The organism is Natranaerovirga pectinivora, from assembly GCF_004342165.1.
GTDB classification, from domain to species: domain Bacteria; phylum Bacillota; class Clostridia; order Lachnospirales; family DSM-24629; genus Natranaerovirga; species Natranaerovirga pectinivora.
The window spans coordinates 466813-481612 of record NZ_SMAL01000002.1; the positions used below are offsets into that span (position 1 = coordinate 466813).

Annotated in this window: 28 protein-coding genes; all 28 read left to right on the plus strand. The window is 30.3% G+C overall.

The features are described from left to right. Nucleotides 1-25 precede the first annotated feature (25 nt). The 28 genes from EDC18_RS04560 (at nucleotide 26) to EDC18_RS04675 (ending at nucleotide 14791) form a co-directional block, all read left to right on the plus strand. Entirely contained in the window at nucleotides 26-796 is a 771-nt protein-coding gene (locus EDC18_RS04560) for an outer membrane protein assembly factor BamD (protein WP_132250730.1), read from the plus strand. An 82-nt stretch (nucleotides 797-878) separates the two neighbouring features. After that, nucleotides 879-1103, plus strand: a complete 225-nt coding sequence (locus tag EDC18_RS04565; protein WP_132250732.1) for a hypothetical protein — start codon at nucleotides 879-881, stop codon at nucleotides 1101-1103. A 174-nt stretch (nucleotides 1104-1277) separates the two neighbouring features. Further along, nucleotides 1278-2114 (plus strand): hypothetical protein, encoded by an 837-nt coding sequence (locus EDC18_RS04570; protein ID WP_132250734.1) that lies wholly within the window; start codon nucleotides 1278-1280, stop codon nucleotides 2112-2114. 515 nt (nucleotides 2115-2629) lie between these two features. Next, complete coding sequence (locus EDC18_RS04575) at nucleotides 2630-2944, plus strand: hypothetical protein (RefSeq protein WP_132250736.1); 315 nt, start codon at nucleotides 2630-2632, stop codon at nucleotides 2942-2944. A 10-nt stretch (nucleotides 2945-2954) separates the two neighbouring features. Then, complete coding sequence (locus EDC18_RS04580) at nucleotides 2955-3233, plus strand: hypothetical protein (protein ID WP_132250738.1); 279 nt, start codon at nucleotides 2955-2957, stop codon at nucleotides 3231-3233. Further along, a complete protein-coding gene (locus EDC18_RS04585) occupies nucleotides 3233-3568 on the plus strand; it encodes a hypothetical protein (RefSeq protein WP_132250740.1) in 336 nt (111 codons plus the stop codon). Before EDC18_RS04580 ends, EDC18_RS04585 begins: the two co-directional genes overlap by 1 nt. Before the next feature lie 13 nt (nucleotides 3569-3581). After that, on the plus strand, nucleotides 3582-3818 hold the full coding sequence (locus EDC18_RS04590) for a DUF5659 domain-containing protein (protein ID WP_132250742.1): 237 nt from the start codon (nucleotides 3582-3584) through the stop codon (nucleotides 3816-3818). A gap of 1 nt (nucleotide 3819) precedes the next feature. After that, complete coding sequence (locus EDC18_RS04595) at nucleotides 3820-4086, plus strand: hypothetical protein (protein WP_132250744.1); 267 nt, start codon at nucleotides 3820-3822, stop codon at nucleotides 4084-4086. Then, nucleotides 4080-4238 (plus strand): hypothetical protein, encoded by a 159-nt coding sequence (locus EDC18_RS14510; protein ID WP_165878478.1) that lies wholly within the window; start codon nucleotides 4080-4082, stop codon nucleotides 4236-4238. The genes EDC18_RS04595 and EDC18_RS14510 overlap by 7 nt, the downstream gene beginning before the upstream one ends. After that, nucleotides 4238-4390, plus strand: coding sequence for a hypothetical protein (locus tag EDC18_RS14515; protein ID WP_165878479.1), 153 nt, complete (start codon nucleotides 4238-4240; stop codon nucleotides 4388-4390). Before EDC18_RS14510 ends, EDC18_RS14515 begins: the two co-directional genes overlap by 1 nt. A gap of 423 nt (nucleotides 4391-4813) precedes the next feature. After that, nucleotides 4814-5077 carry a hypothetical protein gene (locus tag EDC18_RS04600; protein ID WP_132250746.1) on the plus strand — a complete coding sequence of 88 codons (264 nt, stop codon included), beginning with the start codon at nucleotides 4814-4816 and terminating at the stop codon, nucleotides 5075-5077. 96 nt (nucleotides 5078-5173) lie between these two features. Next, nucleotides 5174-5326, plus strand: a complete 153-nt coding sequence (locus tag EDC18_RS14520) for a hypothetical protein (protein WP_165878480.1) — start codon at nucleotides 5174-5176, stop codon at nucleotides 5324-5326. A gap of 56 nt (nucleotides 5327-5382) precedes the next feature. Beyond that, a complete protein-coding gene (locus EDC18_RS04605; protein WP_132250748.1) occupies nucleotides 5383-5562 on the plus strand; it encodes a hypothetical protein in 180 nt (59 codons plus the stop codon). After that, nucleotides 5562-5999 (plus strand): terminase small subunit, encoded by a 438-nt coding sequence (locus tag EDC18_RS04610; protein WP_132250750.1) that lies wholly within the window; start codon nucleotides 5562-5564, stop codon nucleotides 5997-5999. Before EDC18_RS04605 ends, EDC18_RS04610 begins: the two co-directional genes overlap by 1 nt. Nucleotides 6000-6182: 183 nt before the next feature. After that, on the plus strand, nucleotides 6183-6764 hold the full coding sequence (locus EDC18_RS04615) for a tyrosine-type recombinase/integrase (RefSeq protein ID WP_132250752.1): 582 nt from the start codon (nucleotides 6183-6185) through the stop codon (nucleotides 6762-6764). Nucleotides 6765-6937: 173 nt separating this feature from the next. Next, nucleotides 6938-8149 carry a PBSX family phage terminase large subunit gene (locus tag EDC18_RS04620; RefSeq protein ID WP_243115057.1) on the plus strand — a complete coding sequence of 404 codons (1212 nt, stop codon included), beginning with the start codon at nucleotides 6938-6940 and terminating at the stop codon, nucleotides 8147-8149. A gap of 12 nt (nucleotides 8150-8161) precedes the next feature. Next, on the plus strand, nucleotides 8162-9445 hold the full coding sequence (locus EDC18_RS04625; RefSeq protein ID WP_132250756.1) for a phage portal protein: 1284 nt from the start codon (nucleotides 8162-8164) through the stop codon (nucleotides 9443-9445). Beyond that, nucleotides 9438-10322, plus strand: a complete 885-nt coding sequence (locus EDC18_RS04630; RefSeq protein WP_132250758.1) for a minor capsid protein — start codon at nucleotides 9438-9440, stop codon at nucleotides 10320-10322. The genes EDC18_RS04625 and EDC18_RS04630 overlap by 8 nt, the downstream gene beginning before the upstream one ends. Nucleotides 10323-10414: 92 nt before the next feature. Next, complete coding sequence (locus EDC18_RS04635) at nucleotides 10415-11026, plus strand: DUF4355 domain-containing protein (protein ID WP_132250760.1); 612 nt, start codon at nucleotides 10415-10417, stop codon at nucleotides 11024-11026. An 85-nt stretch (nucleotides 11027-11111) separates the two neighbouring features. Next, nucleotides 11112-11942: a phage major capsid protein gene (locus EDC18_RS04640; protein ID WP_132250762.1), complete on the plus strand. Its 831-nt coding sequence runs from the start codon at nucleotides 11112-11114 to the stop codon at nucleotides 11940-11942. Between the two features lie 75 nt (nucleotides 11943-12017). After that, a complete protein-coding gene (locus EDC18_RS14525; RefSeq protein ID WP_165878481.1) occupies nucleotides 12018-12185 on the plus strand; it encodes a hypothetical protein in 168 nt (55 codons plus the stop codon). An 8-nt stretch (nucleotides 12186-12193) separates the two neighbouring features. Then, nucleotides 12194-12487 carry a phage head-tail connector protein gene (locus EDC18_RS04645; RefSeq protein WP_132250764.1) on the plus strand — a complete coding sequence of 98 codons (294 nt, stop codon included), beginning with the start codon at nucleotides 12194-12196 and terminating at the stop codon, nucleotides 12485-12487. A gap of 43 nt (nucleotides 12488-12530) precedes the next feature. Continuing rightward, complete coding sequence (locus tag EDC18_RS04650; protein WP_132250766.1) at nucleotides 12531-12833, plus strand: hypothetical protein; 303 nt, start codon at nucleotides 12531-12533, stop codon at nucleotides 12831-12833. Beyond that, nucleotides 12826-13134, plus strand: a complete 309-nt coding sequence (locus EDC18_RS04655) for a hypothetical protein (protein WP_132250768.1) — start codon at nucleotides 12826-12828, stop codon at nucleotides 13132-13134. Before EDC18_RS04650 ends, EDC18_RS04655 begins: the two co-directional genes overlap by 8 nt. Beyond that, nucleotides 13131-13508, plus strand: coding sequence for a hypothetical protein (locus EDC18_RS04660; RefSeq protein ID WP_132250770.1), 378 nt, complete (start codon nucleotides 13131-13133; stop codon nucleotides 13506-13508). The genes EDC18_RS04655 and EDC18_RS04660 overlap by 4 nt, the downstream gene beginning before the upstream one ends. 21 nt (nucleotides 13509-13529) lie before the next feature. Then, nucleotides 13530-14090 (plus strand): hypothetical protein, encoded by a 561-nt coding sequence (locus EDC18_RS04665; protein ID WP_132250772.1) that lies wholly within the window; start codon nucleotides 13530-13532, stop codon nucleotides 14088-14090. A 72-nt stretch (nucleotides 14091-14162) separates the two neighbouring features. Continuing rightward, nucleotides 14163-14492, plus strand: a complete 330-nt coding sequence (locus EDC18_RS04670) for a hypothetical protein (RefSeq protein WP_132250774.1) — start codon at nucleotides 14163-14165, stop codon at nucleotides 14490-14492. 68 nt (nucleotides 14493-14560) lie between these two features. Further along, complete coding sequence (locus EDC18_RS04675) at nucleotides 14561-14791, plus strand: hypothetical protein (protein ID WP_132250776.1); 231 nt, start codon at nucleotides 14561-14563, stop codon at nucleotides 14789-14791. Nucleotides 14792-14800 lie beyond the last annotated feature (9 nt).

Genomic DNA, 14800 nt, shown 5'->3' on the forward strand with positions numbered 1-14800 from the left:
ATATTCAAATTATGGAGGGTTATATATGAAGAGGGTTATAGTATTATTGTGTGTATTTGTTTTTTTAGCAGGTTGTACAAGTCAAGAAGAAAAAGCTGCTCAAACTTTGGCACTTGAAAATAGTCAGAAATATGAAATGGCTGTTGGGCATTATGAGAGTAAAGAGTGGGATAAAGCTCTTGAATTGTTTATTGAGTTAGAAGGATATAAAGATGTAGACGAAATGAGTATTGATGCTAAGTATGAATTGGCTAAGGAGTATTATGAGTTGGGTAGGTTTGAATATGCAAAAAGACTATTTGAAAGCATATCTAGTAATAAAGGTGTGAATACTTACTTAAACAACTTAAATATTTTAATAAGTGCACAAGGTTTTTGGGAATTTAGCGATGGGATGACAACCGAACAAATTATAATTGAAGGATGGAATTACACTGAAATTGTCAGTATTGGAATGTCTTATCATACAAGAGAAAGTGGTAAAATACAACTGGGAAGACATTATTTAAAAATCGCACATAGAGATTGCTCTACGGAATATGTAAATCAATTAAGATGGATGAAAAATGATCAATTATATAGAAGGTACACTAGGAGTAAAACAGAAAAAATTATACAACCAAAGACCCCACCTCAAATAGGTATGACTGCCCAAGAAGTTAAAGATTCGACTTGGGGCGAACCACAAAAAGTAAATCGTACCACTACTCAATATGGAACTAGAGAACAGTGGGTATATAGTATGAATAGATATGTGTATTTAGACAATGGTGTTGTGACTGCAATACAGGATTAGAATTTAATAAAACTTAATATAATTAACACATAGAGTGTCCAGGTGGATGCTCTTTTTTATTGCTAAAAATAGGGGGAGTTTAATGAAATTATATGACACGAATGTAATAGCACATTTAAAGCTAATGGACATACAAGAGTTGGAAGTAGGTTTAGAAACTAATACAAATAAAGTATATTACTTATTTCCAGATGTGAGAGTTGATTTGCCTAATAGATTAAGTCATAAAGATACATTAAAGTTTATGGAAATATGTGAACAGATTGAAGTAATGAAGAAGTCTAAAAAGATTAAAGAGGTTGCGTAGTTGTTCAATGCAATAAAAAATTAAGGTAGTAGTAATTTATAGGGGTGGTAGAACCACCCCATTTAATGAGGTTTGTTAGTGCAAATCTTAATAATATAATTGTGTGAAGGGATGTGAAGGAATTGTACTTGGATAAATTAGAGAGAGTGTGCGGAAGTAATAAATTCCAGAGAAATGAAAAAAGAGTATTTAGAGAGAATCAAGAAAGAAAATGGTTGGTTTTATGATGATGATTTTAAGGCTAATTTAATTATCACAGATGATTGCGATAGCTTGTTAAGTGCTATATTGTTAATGGATAAATATCCTAATAGGTTTCAAATAGGTTACTTCTATGACTTTAGAGATGGATTATATCGGAAACTTGGTATAGATGATTCATTTCCAGTTGTGGGAATTGATTTGAGCCATCCTACAATACATTGTATAAGCAATCATGTAGTAATGTTAAATAAAGATGATTATTATAATAAGAATGATATAAATTTGAATATAATGGACAGAATAACGCCTTTTAACTACTTTCAGAAGTATAATTTGAATACTTTGTTATTAATATATAGTTTGTTGGGGTTAAAGCCTAAGACTAAACTTGAGGCAGCTACTTTATTATTGCCAGATAGTGCATTTCTTGGATTTTACTCAAGTTTTGAGAATGACAATATAGCTAATAAAAAGTATTTAGTTGATGTTTTAGAACTTCCAGAGGTATATGAAGCACAACAAGAATTAACCAAAGAAAAGTTTTTACTAGGTCAAAAATCATTAAATATAAAAAGTAAATTATGGGTAACTGACAAAGGTATTGAGCCAGTTCAGAATGTAGATATAAAAGGTATATGTAACTTATTAGGCATTAATTATGATCCTTCTGTATTAGAGGGATTTTTTACGTTAATTGAAAAGCATAATACATTTACTGGGAGAACTTGGTACAAATACAATAAAGATGATTTATTTAGTTTTGCAGTTACTAGAAAAAATGAAGTGAAATATAGTAAGAAAGTTTAAATACATATGTCCCTTATTGGCGTAAATGTGGGACGTTAAATATAGCATTGTTCGTCTTTTTGTTCTATCATTTTATATTCCTTTTTGGTTAGTTTTGGGACCAGAATATTAAAACTAACATCTTTATTAAATGACATTACTCTTATTTGAATGCAATTTGAGTTTTTGTCATAATCTATTTGGGAATTTTTTGCACATTTTTGATATCGGTTCAAGTCCGATCAGTCCTCCTATATCAAGAAAAAAATGTGAGTATACATAATAAGTATACATCCGAACAGGCTAATTACCTCAAGTTATGCCTCGGAAGTAAAGATAAGGTATAACAACATAGCCATTGCAGAGGGCGGACTTGATACTCTGCTATTTAATTTCAAAATCGAAAGGTTGATTTACATAAATGAAGAATTTTGAAGAAATGTTACAAGAATATCTAAAGGTAAGTAATAAAAGATTAAAGGAACTAGGCAATAGAAGGTATAGAAAATTAAATTAGTTAAAAAGGAGAGGTTAATATGTTGGAAAATAAATTGCAAGAAATTAAAACTAAGTTAGACGTAAAAGAAACTAATAAGCAGGAAGAGGTAGTTGAAAAAGTTAAGGTTAATGTTCCTAAAAGTGTAGATGGAGCAGTAACAAGGGATGTATTAAAAGAAGAGTTAGAAATAATACAACAAAGAATATTCAAGGGAATTAGCAAGGTTATGAGAGAAAGATTTGCAGAAGTTAATAGTAGACTAGATAAGTTTATTAATATGGCAGGAATTGACAATAAGCACGAAGAGATATATGAGCATATAGAAAAATTGAAAGAACTATTAAAAGAGTAGGTGAGATAAAATGAATGACAGATACAATAAAATAATAGATGATATTATTGCAAGAAGCGGGAACGATTTTAAAAAAATGTCCCTAGCTGACAAGATGGTTTCTAAAAATATTATGATGGAGACTAAAGAATATATCCTAAGTTGGATAGAAAACAACTGGGATCTAGTTGAGTTTTGGTGTGCATTAGATATTGGAAAGGAAATTGATGATTTTAGTGTACCAGACTTTAATAAAATTAGAAATTTGGAATTATACAAAAGTATTTATGGAGACAAGGGGAGAGTATAATGGTTAAATTAGAAATGAGTAATAACAAGATAACAACTAAAGAGGTTAGTTTAATTGAATACTTAGAGGAAGCAGACTATGATGTACAATGCAGAGTAGATTATATTTCTAGGAGTTTAGCAGCTGTGGAAGATTCCATGTTGGAAACAACTAAAATGATTGAAGAAAGTAAAGTCGATTTAGAAGTTGCGGTATTAGTGGGATCTAAGAAAAAGGCTATTAAGAGACATATGTCTACAATCAGAGACTTAGAAGAACAGTATAAGTACTTATGTGATGAGTTGGATGCATTGGAAGATTTATATGAAATAGAAATTATTAATGTGATGGCGTAAGGGGAATAGGATAATGGAAAATTTATATTATGTATATAACATGTACAATGTAGCGTATTTAGTTCAAAAAGGGTTCGAGGTAATTAAATTAGATAAGGTTGATGGTACACTTATGTTCTTTTTTGAGGACAGTCCAGAGTTAAAGGAAGCTGTAGAAGCTATGAAATATGATGATGATTACAATGATTATGTGAGATGTTTTTTAGATGTTAAGAACATGTTTTTTAAGAAGAAAGCGGAGGATAGATAATATGAATTTATATGAAGTTGATTATGGATGGACTAGTGCATTAGTTATGGCTAATACAGAAGAAAAAGCAATTGAATTAGTTATCGAAAAGCATAGTGAGTTTAATGATGGGCTTAAAAGTTTACTAGAAGAAAAAAGAAGTAAAAAAATTAACATATACATTGAGGATGCAATAGATGTGAGGTTATTGACAAGCTTATTATATAACCTAGGAGAAGAATATGTAGTTGATTTTATAACTATGAATGGACGTAGAAGATTATGGTAAGTAATGAAGAATTATTTGATAAGATAAAGGATTTATATTGTGACGGCTTCCAAGAGGTTATTCTTGATGTGGATAGTAGACTTGAGCAAAGGATTAAGCCATTAGAAGAGTACTTAAAGGTTATCGTTGAACTGATGGAGAGGATGATATAATGAGAGTTGCTATAGGTATATTGTTTTTTATTATTACCCTTGTGTTTCTTGGTGGTGTAATGGATAAGGATAGTAGCGACGAGATAAGAGGGAAGTATATACATAGTACTTGTTTTATGGTGGTTGTGAATGTGATTTATTTAATGGTGTAGGTAAATTGCAACGTCGATCGACTGTAAAATAGGACAAAGTTAGTTCTAAAAATTGTATTATGTAATAAATATAGAATTATAGAGGAATCCACTCACACAACGGTTGGCTAGTAGCAAGTTTTTTGAGAGTTTGACCCTAGCCATTTTATATTTGGGGAAGTTAGTTTTTTAGCGGTTAGGCATTGATCGTAAGTGCTTACACACTGTTTCGAGTTTACCGTTTCTAAAACGAATATACTCTCTGACGAAAACTACTTTAGGCTTCATTGTACTTCACCTCTCACATCTATAAAAATTGTGTGAGTTTCTTCAATAATATTATAATTTAAACTTATTAATTTGTAAACTATTAAAAAAGAATTTTGTAAATTATTGAAATATATCATCTCTTGTTGTAGAATTATTTTGATGGGAGGTGAGAAAATGTTAGATATTAAAAATATTGATTGGAAGTATATATCTAAACATAATAACCAAGTTTTTATTATATCAGAAAAAATACTTCTTAATATGGATTTATTTTCAGAAGAAACCCAAAATACTTTTAGAAATAATACAGAAATAGAGAAGTTTGTTGAGCATAAAGAAAAATTTTACTCTATTTACACCATTAATCAAAGGATTGTAGATTCGAAAAACAATATAATTTTAGTTTGTGATGAAAAAACGGAAGACTATACCAACTAGGCACTTAATAGAGTATCTTTTTTAAGTCCTGAAACAATATTATATTGCATAAATTCACAGCTTTTCTTATATATTAGTACAAGGGGTGGTGTGAATATGACTGAATTTGAAAGTAAGGTTATTGAATTACTAGAAAATATTGATCGTAAAATTGGATGTATCGAGCAAGAAGTAGTTATGCAGACTAGAAGCCTAGATGTAATACCAGATTTAATAAAAGAAGTTGCAGTGGAAATAAAATATAAGTAAGTATAGGCACTCATTAATAGAGTGTCTTTTTTAATGCTCATATTTAGGAGGTTATTATGGAATTAATGATATTTAGAGAAGACAAAAATGGTAAATTGGACAGAGTTAATACGGATAGTGGGATTATACCTATTGGCAGAGATGAAAAAGTGTTGTTTTTAGGTGGTGCGAGGGTATTAATTGTGCCTAGAGAAGTGTATGAGAAGATTAGAAATATAAGAAAGGAAGTGAGATAATGGCTAAGAAAGGGAATCAAGGCAATGGTGGAGGGAAACCTTTAAAGTGGGGAAGTCCTGAAGAGTTAGAGCAGTATATACAAGAGTATTTCGAGTGGACTAAAAAGAATGACAAGCATATAACTGTAACTGGATTGGCATGGTGGTTAGGTTGTAGTAAACAAACTATACAAAACTATGAGAAAGCCGAAGAAAATGATTGGTTACAAAGGTTAGATAGTGAAGAGAGACGTAGGTATGTGGACTTGATAAAAGACACCAAAAGATATATTGAAATGGAGTATGAAGAAAGATTATATAATAGAAGTAAAGCCACAGGGGGAATTTTTTCTCTGAAGAACCTGTACGGATGGGTTGACAAGCAGGAAGTTGTTAATACCAATAAAGAAATTATCGTTGATATTATAGATGATGATTCTAATAGTGAAGAGCTATAAAATAAAAATTTGATGGTGAATACTACTTAAATGAATTTAGTAGTATTGGATAAAATCCTTGTAATCCTTGCTATGACTAGACTAACAAAGTTTTATTGACAATAATATATTAATAGCCTTGACTTAAATACTACTTAATGATATTATTATTAATATAAAGTAGTATTAATAGGAGGGGTTATAATGAACAAAATACCTAACGAAGTTGAACCATTAAAGAACATAAAAGATATAGAGAAAATTAAACAGTACTTAAAAGGTAAAGACAACAAAAGGGACTATACAATATTTACAGTAGGTATTAATGTAGGTTTAAGAGCAGGAGATTTATTGAGTTTAAAGTGGGAAGATGTATTGGAAGGTAATACAATAAAAGATACTGTTTATATTAAGGAAGAAAAGACAGATAAAAATAAAGCGTTTGACTTAAATAAATCGGCTAAGGATGCCCTAAGACTATACTTAAATACCCAAGAGGGTGTATTGATGGGGGATTATATATTTAAAAGTCGCAAGGGTGATGATCATTTACAGGTTAGGTCATTACATAAGATAATCAATACCCTAGTTAGAGAGTTGAAAATCAAGGGGAACTATGGTACACATTCCCTCAGAAAAACTTTTGGCTACCATAGGTATATAAACAATGTCAAACTTGAAACATTACAGAAAATATTTAATCATTCAACTCAAGCAATGACATTAAAGTATATTGGAATAACAAGAGAAGTTATTCAGGATGCTTATAATATGGTTAATTTATAGGACAGTGAGAACTGTTCTTTTTTTATACCCTGAGTTAGGGTAGGGGTACATTCTAAATTGGTAGGGAAAGTGGCTTAGTAGTCACAATTTATTTACTTCCATCCAAATACCAAGGGAACAAAGTAAGGGGTGATAGTATTAAAGTTCAGGTTAAAAAAAGAATATTCAACGATGTGTATTATCCTCATCTACAAGAATATGACAAGCGTTTCAATGTCTATTATGGTGGTGGTGGATCAGGTAAATCACATTTTGTTGTACAAAAAATGATATATAAATATTTAAAATATCCTAATAGAAAATGCTTAGTAGTTCGTAAAATAGGAAGCACACTTAGAGAATCTATCTATGCATTATTCAAGTCTGTAATATCTGATTGGGAACTCTATGAGCAAGTAGAATTTAGGGAAACGGTATTAAGTATTACATTTCCTAATGGTAGTCAATTTATTTTTAAACCACTGGATGATCCAGAGAAAATAAAATCAATAACTAACATTGATGATATTGTTATAGAGGAAGCTACAGAGTTAACTCAAGAGGATTTTAGTCAACTTAATTTAAGGTTACGTTCAAAGAATCCATATAATCAAATACACTTGATGTACAATCCAGTCTCTAAAAGTAATTGGGTATATGATTATTGGCATTGTAGAGAACTAGATCCTAAAACAACGATGTTATTACATACTACATATAAAGATAATAGGTTTCTTCCTGATGATTATATTCAAACATTGGAAAAAATGAAGGAAACGGACTATACATATTATAAAATTTATGCACTTGGTGAGTTTGCTACATTAGACAAGTTGATCTTTACAAATTGGAAAATAGATGACTTTGATTATCTTCAATTAATAAGAGAAAACCCAAACATTAAAGCTTTATTCGGAATCGATTTTGGATACACCAACGATGCCTCGGCACTGGTGTGTGTATTAGCAGATGAAGAAAACAAGAAGTTATATATATTTGATGAGTTCCAACAAAGAGGTATGCTTAATAACCAACTAGCAGATACCATAATTAATATGGGATATGGTAAGGAAGTTATTATTGGGGATAGTTCAGAACCTAAAAGTATTGAGGAGATAAGAAGTTATGGTGTACCAAGAATTAGAGGTGCAAAGAAAGGAAATGACTCTATACTTAATGGTATACAGTTCTTGCAACAGTTTGAAATTATAGTCCATTCAAAATGTGTACATATAGCAGAAGAATTACAAAATTATACTTGGCAAAAAGATAAAAATGGAATTTATTTTAATAAGCCAATTGATAAATATAATCATGGAATTGATGCACTTAGGTATGCGGTAGAAGAAATTAGGGGCGAAAGTAGAAAAATAAAGTTACTAAACAGAGCTTTATTAGGATTATAGGAGGTGTTAAATTTGACACAACAAGATTTAATATTATTGTGCTTAAAAGAGCATAAAAAGGAATTACCTAGATATACAAAGATGCGAGATTATTACGATTATAAGCATGACATTCTTTACAATTATCCTGAAATGTCAAAGAGAAATAACTTAAAAGTTATTAAAAATTTTATACAGTTATTTTGTGATCAAGAGGTAATATATACAGTTGGAAATGATTTGACGTATATATCTAAAAAAGGTGATAAAGAAGAGATTAATGCTATAGATTATAATCTTGCACATTGGAATAAGAAACATGACCAACAAGTTTTACTTGAAGCAGAGATTTATGGTGAGAGTTATGAACTTTTTTATGTAAACAATGACCTAGAATTTTGCAGTAGAATACTTAATCCAACTAACTCTTTTTGTTTAAGAAATGAAAAGGGAGAAGTTGAGTTGTTTATTCATATGTGGAGTACTAGATTTACAAATGAAAAATTTATTGATGTATATGATAATGATAAAATTACTCAATACAAATTTGTAGATAATGAAGATTTAATTTTTATAAGTGAAAAAGAACATATGTTTAGAACTGTTCCAGTTGGGGTATGTACTATTAAACAAACTATATATAACAAAATAAAAATATTAAACGATAGTTATAACCAACTAGTTTCAGACCAAATCAATATGTTAAGTGATTTAAGACAAGCATACCTTGTGTTTACTGGTGTAGATATCGGTGAAGAACAAGCCAAAGAAATACGTGAGTTAGGTATTATTGTATTACCTCACGATGGAAAGGCTGAATTTTTGGTACAGAATGTTCAAGATCAACATGTTAAAAATATGATTGAAAGAATACTAGATGATATTCACCAAATGGGAAATAGTCCAGATTTGAATCAAGAACTTCATAGTAATTTAAGCGGACACGCATTAAGGAATAGGCTTCTAGCTTGTGAGTTACGTTGTAATGATGTTGCAGATAGTTTGATTAATTGTGTGACTACTAGAGTAAAGTTTTTATTCCAGTTTTTAAAACTAACTGAAAACAAGGATTACTCATATAAAGATATACATATTCGATATACGCCAAATATTCCAAACGATATTGTGGGATTATCGGACGCAGTCTCTAAGTTAAAAGACATATTCCCACACGAAACATTAATGGAATTATTCTCTTTTGCAGAAAATCCATCTTTACTTATGGAAAAGAAACGCAAAGAGCAAGAGATGGAGTATTCTATTGAACTTGACAAACTAAAAATAGGCAATGAAGAGCTAGGTGAGGACAATGACTAGGTTAGAAAGAGAAATACTTAATATAAAACGTGATACAGAAAAAATTGCAGAAAAAGATATTAAAAGATTGGCTAGGGAATATAAAAAGTCACTAGCTGATATACGTGCAATAGTATTACAAGTTTATACTAAGTATTCAGATGATGATGGCGAACTTAATATAAGTAATGCCCAACTCATAAATGAAATGAATAGACTAGATAAAGTACTTGAAAGAGAGGCTAGGCGTATAGGATTATTAGAAGTTGGCTTAGTAACTGCATTATTAACAACTACATATAAACATTCCTACTATAAAACTGCATACACGTTAGATAAAGGAATAGAGCTAGGTGTTAATTATAGAGTGCTTAGACCAGAATTTATTGAAAGAGCTATCAATGTTCCTATAGAGGGCTATATGTATAGTGACAGAATATGGTTAAATAAAGAGGTTATGATGCAGAGGTTAAGACGAGATTTAATTAATCATATGCAAAGTGGAACAAGTGTAGAAAAATTAAGCAGGAAATTATCTAAGGACTTGGGATCTGACTATTATAATAGTTATAGACTTATTAGAAATGAGACTGCAAGAGTCCAATCGGAAGCACAAGAGCAAATATATCAAGATAGTGATTCAGTACAATCATTACTTTTTGATGCTACGCTTGATGATCGTACCACTGAATTGTGTCAGGGGCTTCATGGAACTGTTTATCGAAAAGATGAGCCTCATCCTAAAATACCTGATGATACACATATACAATGTCGGTCGGCTTATATACCAATTGTAGAAGGTTGGAATCCAACTAAAAAAAGAGATAATCTATCTAAGCAAAACATTGATTATCCTAGTAACTTTGAGGATTGGAAAAGAAGTAATAGTATTGAATAAATAAATCAACTAAGCCAAAAATGGCTTGGTTAAAATAAAATTATGTATAGCACTTATTGGCTTGTACAGTAAGGGCGGAAGGAGAATTAATAATGGAATTAAACTTAGAACAAGTACAAGAATTTATTGAAACAAACAAAGATAATGAAGAAGTTAAAAGCTATATTGGAGGTTTTATAACATCCGATGGAGTAGAAAGCTTCTTGGATAATGAAGAAGGTAAAAAGGTATTACAACCTAAACTGGATAAGCATTTTAGTAAGGGGTTAGAAACTTGGAAAGCTAATAATTTAGAAAAATTGTTAGATGAAGAGATTAAAAAGAGATTCCCTGAGGCTGATCCTAAAGATGTAGAATTACAAAAGTTGCAAGTAGAAATTGAAAAAATGAAACAGGAAAAACAAAGAGAAACTATCACTAATAAAGCAATAAAAATTGCTAATGAAAAGAAGATTCCTTTAGATATGGTAGACTTCTTAATTGGTTCAGATGAAGAATCAACTATTGTAAATATTGAAAAGTTAGAGAGTATTTTAGATGGTTATATTCAGGAAGAGGTAAAGAAAAGAATTGGAAAAGATACATATACACCTCCTGCAAGTGGAAGTGAGAAAGCTCTAACATTAGAACAAATTGAAAGTATGTCTCAAGAGGAAATTAATAAAAATTGGGAAGCAGTTCAAAGAGTACTACAAAATAAGTAGTTCTTTTTTTTATGTCTTTTATAACTTAGACGTTAAAGAAAGTTAAAAACTAATAATAAAAATTGAAAGGTAAAGGTGAATATTTATGGGAGTAACAAAATTTATACCAACTATTTGGAGTGCAAGATTAAATGAAAGTTTAAAGAAGTCTTTAGTATTTGGAAATGTAGTAAATACAGATTATGAAGGAGAAATTAAAGGGCAAGGTTCTACAGTTAACATTAATACTATTGGTGCTATTACCATTGGAAAATATGATAAGCAAAATGGAGTAGGTACACCAGAAGAATTAGATGCTAGCCAAATGAAATTAGAAATTACGGAACAAGACTTCTTTAATTTTGTGGTACACGATGTAGACCAAGCACAAGCTAATGTTAATTTATTAGATGGTGCAATGAAAGAAGCAGCTTATGGAATGGCTGATGTAATGGATCAATACATAGCAAGTCTTTATACAGAAGTTAAAGCAGGTAATACAATCGGTAATGATACAACTCCAATTGTACCTACTAAGGATAATGCTTATGACTATTTAGTAGATTTAGGAGTTATGTTATCTGAAAACAATGTACCTAAACAAGATAGATTTGTTGTAGTACCTGAGTTTTTCTATGGTTTATTACAAAAAGACCCAAGATTTACAAAAGATTCTAGTGTATTAGCTACTGGATATATTGGAGATGTAAATGGAATGAGAGTTTACACTTCTAATAACTTACCAAATGATAACAGTACTAAATACAAAGTAATTGCAGGTCACAGAATGGCAATTTCTTTCGCTCAACAAGTAGACCAAATTGAAGCATACAGACCAGAAAAAGGTTTTGGGGATGCAGTTAAAGGTTTACAAGTTTATGGTGCTAAAGTAATTAAGCCTGAAGCATTAGCTGTAATGACAGTAAATAAGAACTAGATTTGTCGGTTCAAATGACTTAAATTAGGGGTGTCTTATTGGCACTCCTATATTTTTAGAAAGGAAGTGATGTTAATGTGGTTTGAGAATAAAAAAACAGGCTTGAAATGGAATATCACTGACAAATTCCATATAGATAGACTTAAAAATAATAGTGATTATGAAGTTGTTGTTGAAAAGACAGAAACTAAACCTAAGTCGGTGGCAACTACTAAGCCAAAAGCAACTACAACTAAAAAGTAGGTGGTTAAATGTTAGAGTTATTAAGAGATTTGCTAGAATTAGAAGCAGATGAGGTAAAAGAATCTATATTAAATTTGTATATAGATAAAGCAGAAAAAGCAATCAAAAACTATTCTTGGTTAGATGAGATTCCAGAGGAATTAAATAATTCTGTTGTAGAGTTGGCGTCTTACTTCTATAAAAATAAAGATAGTTTAGGTATTGTTCAACAAACACAAGGTAGTAGAAATCAAACTAATGTTGATGGTATACCAAAATCTATTCTTTGTAATTTACCATTACCAAGAGTTAGAATGATGTAATTTGTGCCCTTTATTGATAAGGGTGACAAGAAGGAAGTGAAATATGTTTTACAATAAAAAAGTACATATATTAAATTGTGAAGGCTATCTAAATGATTCAGGGAGATGGACTGAATCAAACGAGCAACCAACTATAGTAAAAACGATTAAAGCAGATGTACAACCATATTCTAAGGAATTAGCGTACAGCGAGTATAAGTTTGAAAAAGATGTTAAATATAGAATATTTTGTGATCCTTGTAACTTAGTTAATTTAGGAACTTTAGTTAGATATAAAGACAATGATTATACAGTTGTTCACATTATGGAATGGGATAATTATATGGTGGTGTTAATAGATGGCTAAAGGAAAAACGATTGCAGAAGTTAAAAAGGAAATGAGACAAAAGGCAATAAAAGCACTTGAGGAAAGTCTATTGATGATTGAAGCTGATGCTAAGTTATTAGTGGGCGTTAAAACTGCAACTTTAAAAAGAAGTATGACACATAATATTGAAGAAACAGAGGATAAAATCAAGGGCGAAGTCGGTAGTTATGGTGTAGACTATGCTTATTATCATAGTTTAGATAATCCATACTTAGAAGATGCTCGTGATATGAACTTAGAAGCTATAAGGAGAAAAATAAAGGATGTGTTGCAAGAATGATTAAATTACTTAGGCAACATTTACTTGAAAATGAGAAACTGTTGTCCTTGTTGGATAACAAAGAAGCGATATATCATCTTGAAAAACCTTTAAAAGTAAAGGCAGATCATTTTATAGTATTTAATGAAAGACTTTTAGAAGATAAGTATATAAAAACTTATCAACTCACTTTTAATATAGAGAGTCCAAATGTTGAAAAGGTTATCTCAATAGAAGAAGAGTTAATCAAATACTTAAATGATGTTCGATGTGAAAAACTAATTAAGAATGAAGATACTTTTATTAGAAATATACAAGTATTAAATGGTGGGGGAAAGATTCGTCTACCTGAAGGTAACTGGAGATCAGTTATCTTTTTTTTATTAAAATTATAAATATTAAGGAGAGTGTTAATAATGAGTAATTACCATAAACAAGATTCAGAAAAATTTGTTGTTGGATCAGGTGAATTATATCTTGGAAAGATAAATAATCCAGAAACTGCAAGCGAAGAAGAAATTGTATCTGCTTTAAAAAACGTAGGTGCTATAGAGGCAGGTGCGACATTGTCATATACGCCTACTATAATAGATATTGAAGCAGCTAATCGTGGGCTTATAGACAGAATTGTAACAAGAGAAGAAGTAACATTTAACTGTGGAATAATGACGTGGCTCATTGATAATTTAGCTGTTTTATCACCTGCATCTATAGATGTAGATGAGATTACAGGAGTTAAAAAAGTAAAAATAGGTGGTAAAACAAAACTACCTGTAAACTATTTGAGATTTTTACATGAAAAGAAAGATGGATCAGGGGAGTTGATAGTTAACATTGCTAAGGCACAATCAGTAAATGGTTTTTCATTAGATTTTAATAAGGATAATGCAACTTCTATTAATTACGAGTTCAGTGCGTTATCTGATAAAAGTGGAAACTTAGTAGAGATTATTGAAACATTTACAAATGTAGAATAAGGGGATAGTTACTCCCCTTTTTAGTTTAGTCGACTGAATTAAAAATTAAAGATAAATAGGAGATGAAATAAGATGTCAAAAGTCATAGATTTAGGTGTATTGGTTAAAGAATCTTTGGAGTTCGTTGTTCCAAATGGTGATAAGTTTGTAATACCAGGAAATATTAGTACAATTTTTACAATGAAATTATCAAAATACCAACAAGAGATAGGTGAATTAGAAGATAATGAAAAAGCTATCAACACTATGAAAACGATGGTATTAGATATTTTGTCATTAGACAAAAACCAAACTGTTGATATGAATTACATAGATACAAATTTAGATGATTTGAGATTTTTAAAAGCTATTATTGAAAGTATGATGGAGCATATTAGAGATATAAGTAAAGACCCAAACTAATAATCCCTCATTTTACAAGTGGAAATAATACTACTAGCAATAATGGGGGAAAAGAACCAGAGATTGAAATGATGAAAAATATTGTATTCGTTTCTAAAGAAATAGGAATACCATTTAATGAAATAATGGAAATGCCTTATGCAGTATTCTTATCATATCTTAAACATTTAAGGATATTCCAATTAGAGCAAACAGAAGATGGAAGAAAAGCACTACAACAAGCTGAGTTAAACCAACAAACTGAACCAGATTGGAATAGAATTAGAAGTGAAAAAGGTTATGCAAAAGTACATAAATAAAATGTGTTC